This window comes from Kluyvera ascorbata (assembly GCF_023195735.1).
GTDB classification, from domain to species: Bacteria; Pseudomonadota; Gammaproteobacteria; order Enterobacterales; family Enterobacteriaceae; genus Kluyvera; species Kluyvera ascorbata.
Genome location: NZ_CP096201.1, coordinates 1,371,998 through 1,387,190, shown reverse-complemented (window position 1 = coordinate 1,387,190; position 15,193 = coordinate 1,371,998). Strand labels below are relative to the sequence as shown.

Below are 15,193 nucleotides of genomic sequence, written 5' to 3'. Positions count from 1 at the left end.
TTCGTTTACTTAGTACCAAAAATCTTATCGCCGGCATCGCCGAGGCCCGGAATAATGTATCCGTGCTCGTTCAGGCCCTGGTCAATCGACGCGGTGTACAGCTCGATGTCCGGATGCGCTTTTTCCAGCGCCGCGATACCTTCCGGCGCAGCAACCAGCACCAGCACCTTAATGCTGGAGCAGCCCGCTTTTTTCAGCAGGTCGATGGTAGCGATAACGGAGCCGCCGGTTGCCAGCATCGGGTCAACGATCAGCGCCATACGCTCATCGATATTAGAGACCAGCTTCTGGAAGTAAGGAACCGGCTCCAGCGTCTCTTCGTCGCGGTACATACCGACCACGCTGATACGCGCGCTTGGTACGTTTTCCAGTACGCCGTCCATCATGCCCAGGCCTGCACGCAGGATTGGCACAACGGTAATTTTCTTACCTTTGATCTGGTCGATTTCTACCGGACCATTCCAGCCTTCGATGGTCACTTTCTCGGTTTCCAGACCGGCGGTAGCTTCATAAGTCAGCAGGCTGCCGACTTCGGAGGCGAGTTCACGGAAGCGTTTGGTGCTGATGTCGTTCTCGCGCATCAGGCCCAGCTTGTGTTTGACGAGTGGGTGTTTAACTTCCACAATCTTCATTCTCTTTCTCCTTTAGATGGGGCAGCCACAAAAAAAATCGCGGGATTATACCGCTTTTTTCCGATTGCGCCATACCTATGATGATTGACCAGGATCAAGCAAAGCGGCGAATGGGTCCTCAGAGAGTATTAGACAGGATAAAAATAAACCCCGACTCGCGGGGTTTTATATTACGTATTCAGCGAGTTAGAGCTCGCTGCCGTTGGTCGCAATCACCTTCTGATACCAGGCAAAAGATTTTTTACGGCTGCGCGCCAGCGTGCCGTTGCCTTCGTTGTCTTTATCGACATAAATAAAGCCGTAGCGTTTCTTCATTTCGCCGGTACCGGCGGAAACCAAGTCGATGCAGCCCCACGGGGTGTAGCCCATCAGATCCACGCCGTCTTCCACGACCGCTTTTTTCATTTCGGCGATATGCGCAGCAAGATAGTCGATACGGTACTGGTCGTTCACCGTGCCGTCGCTCTCCAGCACGTCAATCGCCCCAAAGCCGTTCTCCACGATAAACAGCGGCAGCTGATAGTGGTCGTAGAACCAGTTCAGGGAGTAGCGCAGCCCCACCGGGTCAATCTGCCAGCCCCAGTCAGATTTTTGTACGTACGGGTTGGAAACCAGACTGGTGGTTTCGTCGTAGTCGAGCTGCGGGTTATCGTCGGTGGCTTTGGTGGCAAACGACATATAGTAGCTAAAGCCGATGTAGTCGACGCAGCCCTCAGCCAGCGCCTGGCGGTCTTCATCGGTGATATCGAGTTCAAAACCACGACGCTCGAAGTAGTTCAGCAGATGCTGCGGATACTTGCCGCGCACGTGCACGTCGGTGAACCAGTAGCGACGGTGCATGGCGTTCATCGCCATCATCATGTCATTCGGCGCGCAGCTCAGCGGGTAGATTGGGCACATGGCAATCATGCAACCAATTTGCAGCGCAGGGTTGATTTCATGCCCGACTTTCACCGCCAGCGCGCTCGCCACCAGCTCATAGTGTGCGGCCTGATACATCACCGGCTCGCGGTCTTCACCCGGCTGATACTTCAGGCCAGAGTTGGTGAAAGGCGCAAAATCTTCGTGGAAGTTCGCCTGGTTGTTGATTTCGTTGAACGTCATCCAGTACTTCACTTTGTGCTGGTAACGGGTAAACACCACTTTGGCAAAGCGAACGAAGAATTCAATCAGCTTACGGTTGCGCCAGCCGCCGTACTCGGTGACCAGGTGATACGGCATCTCGAAGTGCGACAGGGTAATGACCGGCTCGATACCGAGCTTCAGGCATTCGTCGAACAGGTCATCATAGAACTGCAGGCCCGCTTCGTTCGGCGTCAGCTCGTCGCCGTTGGGGAAAATACGCGTCCAGGCAATAGAGGTGCGGAAGCACTTGTAGCCCATTTCGGCGAACAGCTTCAGATCGTCTTTATAACGGTGGTAAAAGTCGATGGCTTCGTGGTTTGGATAATTTTTCCCTGGCAGGACGCCGTTGGTAATTTCGCGCGGCACGCCGTGCGCCCCGGCGGTCATCACGTCCGCCACGCTCACGCCCTTCCCGCCTTCCTGCCAACCGCCTTCAAGTTGGTGTGCGGCTACCGCGCCGCCCCAGAGAAACCCAGCTTTAAATCCAGACATATCTTTCCCTCGTTAAACAGTAAGTTGTCGCTGCGAATAGTGCTGATTGAAATGGTAAACCGCGCCGATAAGCCCGGCGTCGTTGCCGTGGCTGACGGTATCGATATATTCAGCGATGCCGAACCAGGCCAGATGTTCGCGCATCAGCGCCAGGAAGCCAGGCCGCTCCACGATGCCGCCACCGATGAAAATGGTCTGCGGGTCAAACAGGTTCACCAGGTTATAAAGGCCGGTGCCGATATCATTGAGAAACTCCGACACCAGCCGCTGGCAGACGGCATCCCCCGCCTCAAAGCGGTCAAAAATTTCCTCGCCCGTCACCTCGTCCAGCGTTTTGCCGATATGCTGCGCGTAGCGATAGCGCAGCACGCGCAACGTGCAGTTTTCATTCATCGAGTAGCGACGAACGTCGCGAGCGCCGGGACGGGTGGTTTGCATATAACCGAATTCGCCAGCGCGAAAACGGGCACCGTGCACCAGTTGGTTGTTACAGAAGATAGCGCCGCCGATGCCGGTGCCGATGGTCATTACCAGGCAGTTAGCCATATCGCGAGCCTTGCCCTGCCAGCGCTCGGCCAACAGCACACAGTTCGCATCGTTCTCAATAGCGACCGGAAGCCCGGTTCGTTCTTCCAGCCACGCGTTAATGGCAAAGTTATCGAATTTACGAATGGCACCGCCCATTTCGATATAACCGGTATGGGGGTTAACGTAGCCCGGCGCGCTGATAGCGATACCGGTGCATTCAGGATGGGCCGCAATCCAACTTTCCATTGCCGCCAGAATCTGGTCGCCATCGCTGTCGCTGATGGGCTGTTTTCCTTTTTCGAGCAGTTCACCGCTTGCGGCAACAACGCCCATCTTTAACGCCGTACCTCCAATATCAAAGGCAGCAATCTTCATTCCGTTCATCCCTTGTGGCCGTTTTCACATCTGCTATTGGCTCTGCTGAAACAAAAACAGAAACCGGTTTCAGTGACATGATGTGGATTCGCCGTAATGGATGCAAGAACAAGGGTGTACCCGGTTTCATTTTCGTGAGCAGTATCATATTTGACCGATATATTGATGGAAACGATGGAAAAACCGGGCCACGAAAATTGGGATCAGAATAGGCTCGCAAACGTTTGCCTGGACTGATAGAATTGCGCCGATTTTTCTTGCTATCGCAAACGCGTGGAGACTTAGCAGTGACCGACAAAACCTCTCTCAGCTATAAAGATGCCGGTGTTGATATTGACGCAGGAAACGCTCTGGTTGACCGTATCAAAGGGGTGGTGAAGAAAACTCGCCGTCCAGAAGTGATGGGTGGATTAGGCGGTTTCGGCGCACTGTGCGCGCTGCCACAAAAATATCGCGAACCGGTGCTGGTTTCCGGCACTGACGGCGTTGGTACCAAATTGCGTTTAGCGATGGATTTAAAACGTCACGACACCATCGGGATCGATCTCGTGGCAATGTGCGTAAACGACCTGGTGGTTCAGGGCGCTGAGCCACTGTTCTTCCTCGACTACTATGCGACCGGTAAGCTCGACGTCGATACCGCAGCAAGCGTTATCAACGGCATCGCTGAAGGCTGCCTGCAGTCTGGCTGTGCGCTGGTTGGCGGCGAAACCGCTGAAATGCCGGGCATGTACCACGGTGAAGATTACGATGTGGCCGGTTTCTGCGTCGGCGTCGTTGAGAAATCAGAAATCATTGATGGCAGCAAAGTGACCGACGGTGACGTGCTGATTGCCCTCGGCTCCAGCGGCCCGCACTCCAACGGCTATTCGCTGGTGCGTAAAATTGTTGAAGTCAGCGGCTGCAACCCGGACACCACCCAGCTTGAAGGCAAAACACTGGCTGACCATCTGCTGGCACCGACCCGCATCTATGTGAAATCTATCCTGGAACTGATCGCCAGCGTTGATGTTCACGCCATTGCGCACCTGACCGGTGGCGGCTTCTGGGAAAATATCCCGCGCGTGCTGCCAGACAATACTCAGGCCGTTATTGATGAATCCTCCTGGCAGTGGCCAGCAGTATTCAACTGGCTACAGGATGCCGGTAACGTGAGTCAGCATGAAATGTACCGTACCTTCAACTGCGGCGTGGGCATGGTTATCGCGCTGGCGGCTGACCAGGCTGACAAAGCCATTGCGCTGATGAACGAAAAAGGTGAAAACGCGTGGAAAATCGGCTATATCAAAGCCTCTGATTCCGAACAGCGTGTGGTCATCGAATAAATGAAAAATATCGTGGTGCTGATTTCCGGCAGCGGCAGCAACTTACAGGCGCTAATTGACGCCTGTGAGCAGAAAAGGATTCCTGGCACCATTCGAGCGGTATTCAGCAACAAGGCCGATGCGTTCGGCCTTGAGCGGGCGCGCGAGGCGGGCATACCCCAGCACGCGCTGGCGGCAAGTCAGTTTGCCAGCCGCGAAGCCTTTGACCGCGAGCTGATGCATGAAATTGACGCTTATGCGCCCGATGTCGTGGTGCTGGCGGGCTACATGCGCATTCTGAGCGCTGAGTTCGTTCAGCACTATCAGGGCAAACTGCTCAACATCCACCCTTCCCTGCTGCCGAAATACCCAGGGCTGAATACCCATCGTCAGGCGCTCGATAACGGCGATACGGAACACGGCACCTCGGTACACTTTGTTACCGAAGAACTGGACGGCGGGCCGGTCATTTTGCAGGCCAAGGTACCGGTTTTCGACGGAGATGATGAAGAGGAAATCACCTCTCGCGTTCAGGCGCAGGAGCACGCTATCTATCCTCTGGTGGTGGGCTGGTTCCTCAGTGGTCGTCTGAAGATGCAGGATAACCATGCCTGGCTGGATGACGTGAAGCTGCCACCGGAAGGCCATGCAGCAGAATAAATCCTGTAGCCCGGACGAGACGCGTCAGCGTCGACTCCGGGGTATCTCCCCGGCGTCACTTCGTTCGGCCGGGCTACCTTACTAAGAGGGCCTTTATGGCCCTCTTTTTTATGCAAATCAGGATAACTGTCATACTTAGATGACACAGTTGGACATAGCCCGGCAAAGCTAGCAATATAAACAGTGAGACGACTTTGCCGCGTCCCGTGAACAAACCGGAGTGTAAGTAGTAATGGGTCAGGAAAAACTGTACATCGAAAAAGAACTGAGCTGGTTGTCATTCAACGAGCGCGTCCTCCAGGAAGCGGCAGACAAAAGTAACCCGCTGATTGAGCGCATGCGTTTTCTGGGGATCTACTCCAACAACCTCGACGAATTCTATAAGGTCCGCTTTGCAGAGCTGAAGCGCCGCATCATCATTAGTGAAGAACAAGGCGTAACCACGCATTCCCGTCACCTGCTGAGCCGTATTCAGGCTCGGGTGCTGAAAGCCGATCAAGAGTTTGATGGCCTGTACAACGAACTCTTGCTGGAGATGGCCCGCAACCAAATCTTCCTGATTAACGAACGTCAGCTTTCCGTTAATCAACAGGGTTGGCTTCGTCACTACTTTAAACAGCATCTGCGCCAGCATATCACCCCGATTCTGCTGAACCGGGAGACCGACCTGGTCCAGTTCCTGAAAGACGATTACACCTATCTGGCGGTAGAAATCATCCGCGGCGATGAGATCAACTACGCGCTGCTGGAGATCCCGTCAGATAAAGTGCCGCGCTTCGTTAACCTGCCACCCGAAACGCCGCGCCGTCGTAAACCGATGATCCTGCTCGATAACATCCTTCGCTACTGTCTGGATGACATCTTCAAAGGCTTCTTCGACTACGATGCCCTCAACGCCTACTCCATGAAAATGACCCGTGATGCCGAGTACGATCTGGTACACGAGATGGAGTCGAGCCTGATGGAGCTGATGTCCTCGAGCCTGAAGCAGCGTCTCACCGCTGAGCCGGTACGCTTTGTGTATCAGCGCGATATGCCGGACGCCATGGTAGAAATGTTGCGTAAAAAGCTGACCATTTCCCGCTACGACTCCATCGTGCCGGGCGGTCGCTATCATAACTTTAAAGACTTTATTGGCTTCCCGAACGTCGGCAAAGCCAACCTGGTCAACAAGCCGATGCCGCGCCTGCGCCACGTCTGGTTTGATAAGTTCCGTAACGGCTTTGATGCCATTCGCGAACGCGATGTGCTGCTCTACTACCCGTACCACACCTTTGAGCACGTGCTCGAGCTGCTGCGTCAGGCCTCGTTTGACCCGAGCGTGCTGGCCATTAAGATCAACATCTACCGCGTGGCGAAAGACTCACGCATTATTGATGCGATGATCCATGCCGCCCACAACGGTAAAAAAGTCACCGTGGTCGTGGAGCTGCAGGCGCGCTTTGATGAAGAAGCCAACATCCATTGGGCGAAGCGCCTGACCGAAGCGGGCGTTCACGTTATCTTCTCCGCACCGGGGCTGAAAATTCACGCCAAGCTGTTCCTTATCTCGCGTAAAGAGGGCGATGACGTGGTGCGCTACGCGCACATTGGTACCGGCAACTTTAACGAGAAAACGGCGCGAATCTACACCGACTACTCGTTAATCACCGCCGATGCCCGTATCACCAACGAAGTGCGTCGAGTGTTCAACTTTATTGAGAACCCGTACCGCCCGGTCACCTTCGACTACCTGCTGGTATCGCCGCAGAACTCCCGTCGTCTGCTTTACGAGATGATCGACCGTGAAATTGCCAATGCGCAAAACGGCCAGGCCGCGGGGATCACCCTGAAGCTGAACAACCTGGTCGATAAAGGGCTGGTCGATCGCCTGTATGCGGCCTCCAGTTCTGGTGTGCAGGTTAATCTGCTCATCCGCGGCATGTGTTCTCTGATTCCAGAATTGGAAGGGATCAGCGATAATATTCGCGTAATTAGTATCGTTGACCGTTTCCTTGAGCACGATCGCATCTATATTTTTGAGAACGGCGGCGATAAACGCGTTTATCTCTCCTCCGCTGACTGGATGACCCGAAATATCGACTACCGTATCGAAGTAGCCACACCGCTGCTCGACCCGCGTCTTAAACAGCGGATCCTCGATATTATCGATATTCTGTTCAGTGATACGGTGAAGGCCCGCTTTATTGATAAAGAACTGAGTAATCGCTATGTGCCACGCGGTAACCGACGCAAGGTCCGCGCGCAGCAGGCGATTTACGATTACCTCAAATTACTTGAACAACCTGACTAACCTATGCCAATAAAAAGCAAAGCACCCCGGCCGCAGGAGTTTGCGGCGGTTGATCTCGGTTCGAACAGTTTTCATATGGTTATCGCGCGCGTTGTCGACGGCGCGATGCAGATTATCGGCCGACTGAAGCAGCGCGTTCATCTGGCCGATGGGCTGGATGAAAACAACATGCTGAGCGAAGAGGCGATTGAACGCGGGCTGAGCTGCCTGTCACTGTTTGCTGAACGCCTACAGGGGTTCTCCCCTTCCAGCGTTTGCATCGTGGGTACTCACACCCTGCGTCAGGCGGCGAACGCCACCGAGTTTCTGACGCGTGCAGAAAAGGTGATCCCTTACCCCATTGAAATCATCTCCGGGAACGAAGAAGCCCGTCTGATTTTTATGGGCGTAGAGCACACCCAGCCTGAAAAAGGCCGCAAGCTGGTTATCGATATCGGCGGCGGCTCTACTGAGCTGGTGATCGGTGAAGACTTTGAACCTCGCCTGGTTGAAAGCCGTCGCATGGGCTGCGTGAGTTTTGCGCAACAGTTCTTCCTCGCCGGGACCATCAACCGTGAGAACTTCCAGCGTGCTCGCCTTGCGGCGGTGCAGAAGCTGGAGACGCTGGCATGGCAGTACCGTATTCAGGGCTGGAATTTTGCCATGGGCGCGTCAGGCACCATCAAAGCGGCGCATGAAGTGCTGGTCGAGATGGGCGAAAAGGACGGGTTTATCACCCCAGAGCGACTCGAGATGCTGGTTGAAGAGGTGCTGAAGTATAAAAACTTCAATAGTCTGAGCCTGCCGGGCCTGTCGGAAGAACGTAAAGGCGTGTTCGTACCCGGGCTGGCGATTCTCTGCGGCGTGTTTGATTCGCTGGCGATTAAAGAGCTTCGTCTTTCCGACGGTGCGCTGCGTGAAGGCGTGCTGTATGAAATGGAAGGCCGCTTCCGTCACCAGGACGTGCGCAGCCGTACCGCGCAAAGCCTGGCAAATCAGTACAACATCGACCGTGAACAGGCGCAGCGCGTACTGGAAACGACCATGCAAATGTACGATCAGTGGCTGGAGCAGAACCCTAAACTGGGCAATCCTCAGCTGACCGCACTGCTGAAATGGGCTTCAATGCTGCATGAAGTCGGGCTGAATATTAACCACAGCGGTATGCATCGCCACTCTGCCTATATTCTGCAAAACAGCGACCTGCCGGGCTTTAACCAGGAGCAGCAGTACCTGATGTCGACGCTGGTTCGTTTCCACCGTAAGGCGATTAAGCTCGATGAGCTACCACGCTTTACGTTGTTCAAAAAGAAACAGTTCCTGCCGATGATTCAGCTACTGCGCCTTGGCGTGCTGCTGAATAATCAGCGACAGGCAACGACAACGCCGCCGACGCTGAAGCTGACGACGGAAGCGAACCACTGGACGCTCTGCTTCCCGCACGACTGGTTTACCCAGAACGCGCTGGTGCTGCTCGATTTGGAAAAAGAGCAGCAGTATTGGGAAAGCGTCACCGGCTGGCTGTTAAAAATCACTGAGGAGCGGGAGCCCGACGAAGTCGTCGCCGCCTGATTCACACGCCGCTGGTTCCGCTATCGCCAGCTCCTCCAGGGGAGCTGGCTTGCCAATACCGTACCCCTGCAGATAATCAATCCCCAGCGCAATCGCCGCCGTGCGAATCTCTTCGTTCTCGACGTATTCCGCCACTACCCGCATTTTCTTCATCCGCGCCAGATGACAAATAGACGAGACAATCTGGTAATCCAGGCTGCTGGTCGCAATATTGCGGATAAAGCTACCGTCGATTTTCAGAATATCGGCGCTGATATGTTTGAGACGCGCGTAGCTGGCATAGCCGGTACCGAAGTCGTCAATCGCCACCCGACAGCCCAGATCCTGAAGTTCATGCAGCGTTCGCCGCGCCTGATCGGCGTTAACCAGCGAATGGCTCTCGGTAATTTCAAAGACCAGCTGCCAGGCCTCAATACTGTACTCTGCCAGAAGGTCTTTAACCTGCTGAGAAAACCCGGTCCCGCTCGCCGTTGAGGGTGAGAGATTCAACGCCAGACGCATACCCGGGTTGCTTTTCCGACGACTCGCCATAAAGCGCAACGTATTTTCCAGCACCCAAAGATCGATACGCGACGCCATGCCAAACTCGTAGGCGACGGGTAAGAACAGCAGCGGTGAAATCAGCTCGCCATCGTCACCCACCATACGCAGCAGGACTTCGTGATAATCATCGCCACGCACGCCGACAATCGGCTGCGCCATCAGGCGGAAACCATTGTTCTCCAGCGCCTGCTGCACCCTTACCATCATCGCAATCTTATCTTTCAGTTCCTGCTGCAGATACTGCGCGCCACGGCGCTGCAGGTTTTCCGGCCTATTGGTGACCAAAGAGAGCTCTGCCACCGTATTCAGCTCGCCTAGCATTAACGAGAGATGAGAGATCGGCGAATGAATATAGCAGTAGCTGACCCCAACCTGCGGCTGGAGCGGCATCCCATTCCAGCTGTAGCGGAATTGCTGTATATGGGCATACAGGTCGTCAAGGCGATCTTTGTAGGATTCGGTATGCAACAGCATCGCCAAATCGCTACCGGTGAGCTGGTACACATCCTCGCCGGGGCGAAGTACATCGCAGATATATTTAGCCAGATTCTGCTTGTAGTTAATGCGCAGCATAATGCCGTAGTGGCGCGTCAGTACTTCGAGGTCCGGCATCCGCAAAAAACAGAGTACCGACCAGGGAGTATGGTTAATCGCTCGACTCAGCGCGCGCATATTGGGCAAGCTGACAACCGGGTCGATAAACGCAATACGGCGTACGCGTTCATGAATCGCCCGCTGACGGCTGGAGAGCATCGCCATGTACGCGATAATGAACGAGAAAATAAGAAAGCTGGATGACGTAATCGCCATCTGCACGCTGTAGCCCGCGCTTCGGGGAACAAAGTGGTAATGATAATGGATGGCCACAATCAACATCATCGTCCAGACCACCGAGATAAAGCGGTAGCCAAAACGCATTGCGCCCCAGAGCATAACCGGCAGCAGCAAAGATATCGTGTAGTTCGTACTAAAAATCGAGCTCGCTTTCGTCAGTGGGGACATCAGCATCGAAAAGATGCCGGCAACCATTACCGCCCAGACCAGCATCTCCAGCCCTGTCACCTTAGGATCGAAATCGCGTCGAACCTGCGATAAAAAGCTGCGGAAGTAGTTAGGATTACGGATTAAGCGAATCAGCAAATAGCACAGCGGTACCCCCGTGAGATACCCCATCAGCAGCGACTGATAGTTAATTAAATTACGCTGGGTCAGCGGCGAGGCCCACGCCGTATTCCTCTGGCTCGGGTAGAGCCCCAGGTATAAGGTAAACTGCAGCAAAAGCAGGAAAATCGTCGCCGGGATGAACATCTGCCAGAACAGCCTATACGCCATCAGCCGTGTATCGCCATGCGAGACCATCTTTCTCTGCTGGTTAAAAAACTGATAGCCTCCCCACGCCACTATCGTCGGAATGAGGAACTGTAGCGCGATGCCCAACTTTTCAACGAAGTGCATATCTTTCGTCAGATAGCAGCCAATACCGGCAATCAGACCAGGCAGTGCTTTCCAGCTAAAAAACAACATCATGCAAAGCATAAAAGGCAGAGGAAGGTAATAAAGATAAGTCCTGGCACCGCCAATATAGGTATATGTATTAGCAATTTTGATAACGGGTAACACAAGAAGAGGCAATATCAGGGGTAGCCCCCACCATTCATCTCGATATTGCTTATATAATTTACAGAAATTCATAGATGCTCTAAGGATACCCCAAATCCGGCTGGGTATTTTCAGACAGGCATCCAACCTGGCTTAAAAAGGCCGCGACAGAAGCTATTACGCGGGTCAGGCGAAGATTTTAGTTATCGGTTACGAATGAAGTTTGATATGAGTCAACAAATAGCACACATCAAAACATTAATTTTCTATTTTTAGGTCTATCGCCAATTATCAACGCCAGCTTGTGAATACGAATAATATCTTATATAACATTAATTAATGTTTTATCTGACGGTTCTTTACATTCACCGCAATTGACCCCCGCCCCTCTCTGTGCCTTAATGTACCCATCGCCCGTCAATGGGTATAACAAAAGGACCCCTTTGTGAGCCAGGTTACCAGCCTACGCAAGCGACACCGATTTAACGGTCGAATGACCCGAATCGTACTGCTTATCAGCTTTATCTTCTTCTTCGGACGCTTCGTCTACTCCTCTATCGGTGCGTGGCATCACCACCAGGACAAAAAAGAATCCCAGCAAAGCAGCCTGTCGCAAAAGACGCCTCCCGCACAAACAGACGTTCGTTAACGCCCTGCACCCACCATTTTTTTACACCGAGATTCCTTACCGGATGGCTAACAACCCGACTTTTAACCATCCGGTAAGGAATTTGGCTACCCCGCTTTCTGGCTGAACCCCGAACTTTATCTGCCGATATTGGTAAAAAAACTAATTCCAGCACAATTACACAAACTTTTCTTTTTCTACAGTCGCAACATGCCGCGCTGATTTTTTACAGCCCAGATAAAGAGCATAAAAAAGAATCAGTAAGCGCACTAATAATCACCAAGGCATAACTCAAAAATCACCCCAATATATAAAAAATTTATATATGTTTTGAATATTTAATTGTTTTACCCACTATTAACTTTAACGCGACAGGGTTTGAGCATGACTGGTTTTACGTTATTTCCAAAAATAAAAAGCGGCCTGGAGTGGATGTCAGGGCACAGTGACGCCGTTATCCAGTTTGGCTGGAACATCGTTGCCGCGATTATTCTATTATTTATCGGTAAATTTATATCCCGTGTGCTCTCCCGTGGCCTGGAGAAACTGCTGTTAAAGCGCAAGGTTGATATCACCATTGTGCAGTTCTTTACCGCACTGGTGCGTTACATCACGCTCGCCTTTTCCGTGGTCGCCGCGCTGGGTCGCCTGGGCATTGAAACATCCTCCATCATTGCGGTCATCGGTGCTGCGGGTCTGGCCGTTGGTCTGGCGCTGCAAAGTTCGCTGTCAAACTTTGCCGCCGGCGTGATGCTGGTCTCCCTGCGTCCTTTCCGTGCCGGTGAAGTGGTGCAGATTGGCACCATGACCGGCACCGTTGAGAAGGTCCATATTTTCTCCACCACTCTGCTTACCGGTGACAGTAAAGAAGTGGTTATCCCGAACGGTAAGATCATCGCCGACAACATCATCAACTACTCACGTCACCCATTCCGCCGTATCGATCTGGTCATTGGCGTTGGCTATCAGAGTCGTATCGCTGATGTGAAAAGCGTGATTACGCACATCATCGAACAGGATAAACGTATCGACCAGAACCGGGGGACGACCGTACGTCTGGGTGAGCTGGGAGCCTCATCACTGAACTTCTACGTTCGCGTGTGGGTACGTAACGCCGAATACTGGAACACCTATTACGATCTGCTGGAAAACATCAAAGAAGCGATGGATGCCAATCACATCGACCTTCCGTACCCGCAGATGGATATTCGCGTGGAGAACGTCACCAACCGGCCTCAGCGACAGCTGCACCGGGTAGGCTAACTGCCGTCTCCCCTCTTTTCAGAGGGGAGTATTCCACTCATGCTGCTGTAATAACCGGATAACCTCCGTTATCCCTTTACTGCGAATTTTATCCTGACGCAGCACCACACCCAGCTGACGATAAAGCAGCGGCGACAGCGACTGAACATGCAGCCCTTCACTATCGTAGCGACGCGCAACGGCCATACGCGGAATAATGCTGTACCCCAAACCTGCGGCCACCATTCGTTTAATGGCTTCAATGCTGCCAAGCTGCATCACGGGTGTCACCTGCAACCCGGCCTGCTGAAACCAGCCATCAATCAGCGTGCGCGTCCCGCTCCCGGCTTCAAAGGCAATCAGCGGCAGGTTCTGTAACGCCTCAGGGCTGAGTTCGGCCTGAGCGCTAGCGCTAATAAACACAAACTCTTCGCGTAATACCGCCGTGATATCCAGACCGCGTCCGCTAGCAGGGAGCGTAACCAACCCCATATCGAGACGGTTCTCTTCCACCGCACGGGCAATATCCTGCGTATTACCGGTGGTCACCCCCACCACCAGCATCGGGTATCGTTCACGCAACTGCTGCAAAAGCGGCGGTAACAGATGAATACAGGCCGTGGCGCCGGTCCCAAGCGAAACGGTGCCGCTCACGTTCTGACTGCAGTCATTGACCGACTGCACCGCTTCATTCACCGCTTGTTCAATACGTTCACCATGCAACAGTAGCGCCATGCCCGCCGCCGTTGCCTTCACACCGCGCCCGGTACGTTCAATCAGCCTGGTCTGCAAAAACTGTTCAAGCTGCCGCACCTGTAGGCTCACCGCAGGCTGGGAAATACCCAGCACATCCGCCGCCGCGGAAAAGCTGCCACGTTGGGCGACCAAACGAAACGTCGCCAGATATCCCAGGTTCAGCGTCATCATTCAAAGTTTCTCTTATCAGGGTCATAAACGGGGGGCTCTGCCTGCACAATAGCGCGCAGGTTATGCTGCCAGCAACTGCATAACTTACGGAAAGCTAATGAAAACACCTGCCGCACCGCTCTCCATCACGCTCGCTGCTGGGGGTAACCAGCTCATCAACTGGGGGATTTCATTTTATATGCCGGGCACCTTCGCCCGCGCGATTGCGCAGGATACCGGATGGGCATCAACGCATATTTATCTGGGACTGACGCTGGCGATGCTGATGATGGCGCTACTCTCCCCCTGGGTTGCCCGCCTGCTGGCGCATTTTGGCGGTCAGCGTGTGGTCGTGAGCGGCACGCTACTGATAGCCGCTGGCTGCCTGCTGATGTCCGTGATTCACACGCTCATGGGTTGGTATGCCGCCTGGCTGATAACCGGTATCGGTATGCGGCTGGCGCTCTATGACGGGCTTTTCGCCGCACTGGTGAATTTGTACGGCCAGCGCGCCCGCCCGACACTCTCTCGCGTTACGCTTGCCGGTGGACTTGCTTCCGCCCTGTTCTGGCCGCTGGGTGCGGCGCTATTGACGGTTATCGGCTGGCGAGATGCGTTATTGGTTTACGCCCTACTGGGGGTTATCAGCGCCCTGCTGGTAACAACGTTGCCAAACCAAAAATTACCCTCAGTGAAGTCTTTGCAACGCGCTCCCGCATCACTGCGCGATCGCCGCACCGGCCTGCTCTTCGCGTTGCTGATTGCGCTGGTGACCTTTATCTCCAACGGCACCTCCACGCACCTACCAGAGTTTATCGCGGCCCACGGTCTGCCCGTCACTATTGGCATACTCTGGGGCGTCGGGCAGACCGGCGCACGTTTTCTTGAGGTAGCCTCAGGCTCAGCGTTAACGCCGATAAAGCTCACGCTGCTCACCACGTTTTCCATCCCGCTCTGTTTTCTTCTCGGCATCAGCAGCGCGCATATCGCCTGGGCTGCCGGTGGCTTTGTTTTCGGCTATGGCGCTATCAATGGGCTAACCACCGTCTTTAAGGCCACCCTGCCACTACAGCTCTTCGCCGCAGAAGACTATGCCCGACGCACCGGCATATTGTTGATTCCTGCGCAGTTGCTGGCCGCCGCTTCGCCGTTTGCCTATGCCTGGCTAAACCAGCATCTGGGCATCAATGGCAGCCTGATGATATCTGCCGTACTGGCACTTATCGTTGCGGGGCTGGCGGTGTCGATTGCGCTGTGCCAGGCTAGTCGCACAATAAAAACGCGCGATGAACAACCTTATCGACAAGGATAATCC

Annotated in this window: 11 protein-coding genes and 1 pseudogene; 7 read left to right on the top strand and 5 right to left on the bottom strand. The window is 53.8% G+C overall.

Translation table 11 applies throughout. The features are described 5' to 3' along the window. Window positions 1-5: 5 nt before the first annotated feature. The 3 genes from upp to bglK form a co-directional block, all read right to left on the bottom strand. Window positions 6-632 carry a uracil phosphoribosyltransferase gene (gene upp, locus MY052_RS06555; protein WP_035891452.1) on the bottom strand — a complete coding sequence of 209 codons (627 nt, stop codon included), beginning with the start codon at window positions 630-632 and terminating at the stop codon, window positions 6-8. A gap of 186 nt (window positions 633-818) precedes the next feature. Then, on the bottom strand, window positions 819-2,249 hold the full coding sequence (locus tag MY052_RS06550) for a 6-phospho-beta-glucosidase (RefSeq protein WP_035891450.1): 1,431 nt from the start codon (window positions 2,247-2,249) through the stop codon (window positions 819-821). Between the two features lie 12 nt (window positions 2,250-2,261). Then, window positions 2,262-3,152, bottom strand: a complete 891-nt coding sequence (gene bglK, locus MY052_RS06545; protein WP_248538397.1) for a beta-glucoside kinase BglK — start codon at window positions 3,150-3,152, stop codon at window positions 2,262-2,264. A 287-nt stretch (window positions 3,153-3,439) separates the two neighbouring features. Between bglK and purM the strand changes: the two genes are divergently transcribed. The 4 genes from purM (at window position 3,440) to ppx (ending at window position 8,960) form a co-directional block, all read left to right on the top strand. Continuing rightward, complete coding sequence (purM, locus tag MY052_RS06540; protein ID WP_035891446.1) at window positions 3,440-4,477, top strand: phosphoribosylformylglycinamidine cyclo-ligase; 1,038 nt, start codon at window positions 3,440-3,442, stop codon at window positions 4,475-4,477. Continuing rightward, a complete protein-coding gene (purN, locus tag MY052_RS06535; RefSeq protein WP_123650260.1) occupies window positions 4,478-5,116 on the top strand; it encodes a phosphoribosylglycinamide formyltransferase in 639 nt (212 codons plus the stop codon). 232 nt (window positions 5,117-5,348) lie between these two features. Next, window positions 5,349-7,409 (top strand): polyphosphate kinase 1, encoded by a 2,061-nt coding sequence (ppk1, locus tag MY052_RS06530; protein ID WP_035891442.1) that lies wholly within the window; start codon window positions 5,349-5,351, stop codon window positions 7,407-7,409. Window positions 7,410-7,412: 3 nt separating this feature from the next. Further along, window positions 7,413-8,960: an exopolyphosphatase gene (ppx, locus tag MY052_RS06525; protein WP_035891441.1), complete on the top strand. Its 1,548-nt coding sequence runs from the start codon at window positions 7,413-7,415 to the stop codon at window positions 8,958-8,960. Here the strand turns inward: ppx and MY052_RS06520 are convergent. Beyond that, on the bottom strand, window positions 8,913-11,195 hold the full coding sequence (locus tag MY052_RS06520) for a sensor domain-containing phosphodiesterase (protein WP_248538396.1): 2,283 nt from the start codon (window positions 11,193-11,195) through the stop codon (window positions 8,913-8,915). The two genes, ppx and MY052_RS06520, sit on opposite strands and share 48 nt — an antisense overlap. 352 nt (window positions 11,196-11,547) lie before the next feature. Here MY052_RS06520 and MY052_RS06515 point away from each other — a divergent pair, with 352 nt between their 5' ends. Both MY052_RS06515 and mscS read left to right on the top strand, forming a co-directional pair. After that, on the top strand, window positions 11,548-11,751 hold the full coding sequence (locus MY052_RS06515; protein WP_072011319.1) for a YfgG family protein: 204 nt from the start codon (window positions 11,548-11,550) through the stop codon (window positions 11,749-11,751). A 363-nt stretch (window positions 11,752-12,114) separates the two neighbouring features. After that, window positions 12,115-12,993, top strand: coding sequence for a small-conductance mechanosensitive channel MscS (gene mscS, locus MY052_RS06510; protein ID WP_035891439.1), 879 nt, complete (start codon window positions 12,115-12,117; stop codon window positions 12,991-12,993). A gap of 18 nt (window positions 12,994-13,011) precedes the next feature. Here the strand turns inward: mscS and MY052_RS06505 are convergent. Continuing rightward, window positions 13,012-13,924, bottom strand: a pseudogene (locus tag MY052_RS06505) (LysR family transcriptional regulator). 72 nt (window positions 13,925-13,996) lie between these two features. Between MY052_RS06505 and MY052_RS06500 the strand changes: the two are divergent. Then, window positions 13,997-15,190, top strand: a complete 1,194-nt coding sequence (locus MY052_RS06500; RefSeq protein WP_248538395.1) for an MFS transporter — start codon at window positions 13,997-13,999, stop codon at window positions 15,188-15,190. Window positions 15,191-15,193 lie beyond the last annotated feature (3 nt).

Coding starts and splice junctions, on each gene's coding strand:
- ppx (WP_035891441.1), top strand. CDS start 7,413: ATGCCAATAAAAAGCAAAGCACCCCGGCCGCAGGAGTTTGCGGCGGTT.
- upp (WP_035891452.1), bottom strand. CDS start 632: ATGAAGATTGTGGAAGTTAAACACCCACTCGTCAAACACAAGCTGGGC.
- ppk1 (WP_035891442.1), top strand. CDS start 5,349: ATGGGTCAGGAAAAACTGTACATCGAAAAAGAACTGAGCTGGTTGTCA.
- bglK (WP_248538397.1), bottom strand. CDS start 3,152: ATGAAGATTGCTGCCTTTGATATTGGAGGTACGGCGTTAAAGATGGGC.
- MY052_RS06550 (WP_035891450.1), bottom strand. CDS start 2,249: ATGTCTGGATTTAAAGCTGGGTTTCTCTGGGGCGGCGCGGTAGCCGCA.
- MY052_RS06520 (WP_248538396.1), bottom strand. CDS start 11,195: ATGAATTTCTGTAAATTATATAAGCAATATCGAGATGAATGGTGGGGG.
- MY052_RS06500 (WP_248538395.1), top strand. CDS start 13,997: ATGAAAACACCTGCCGCACCGCTCTCCATCACGCTCGCTGCTGGGGGT.
- purN (WP_123650260.1), top strand. CDS start 4,478: ATGAAAAATATCGTGGTGCTGATTTCCGGCAGCGGCAGCAACTTACAG.
- mscS (WP_035891439.1), top strand. CDS start 12,115: ATGACTGGTTTTACGTTATTTCCAAAAATAAAAAGCGGCCTGGAGTGG.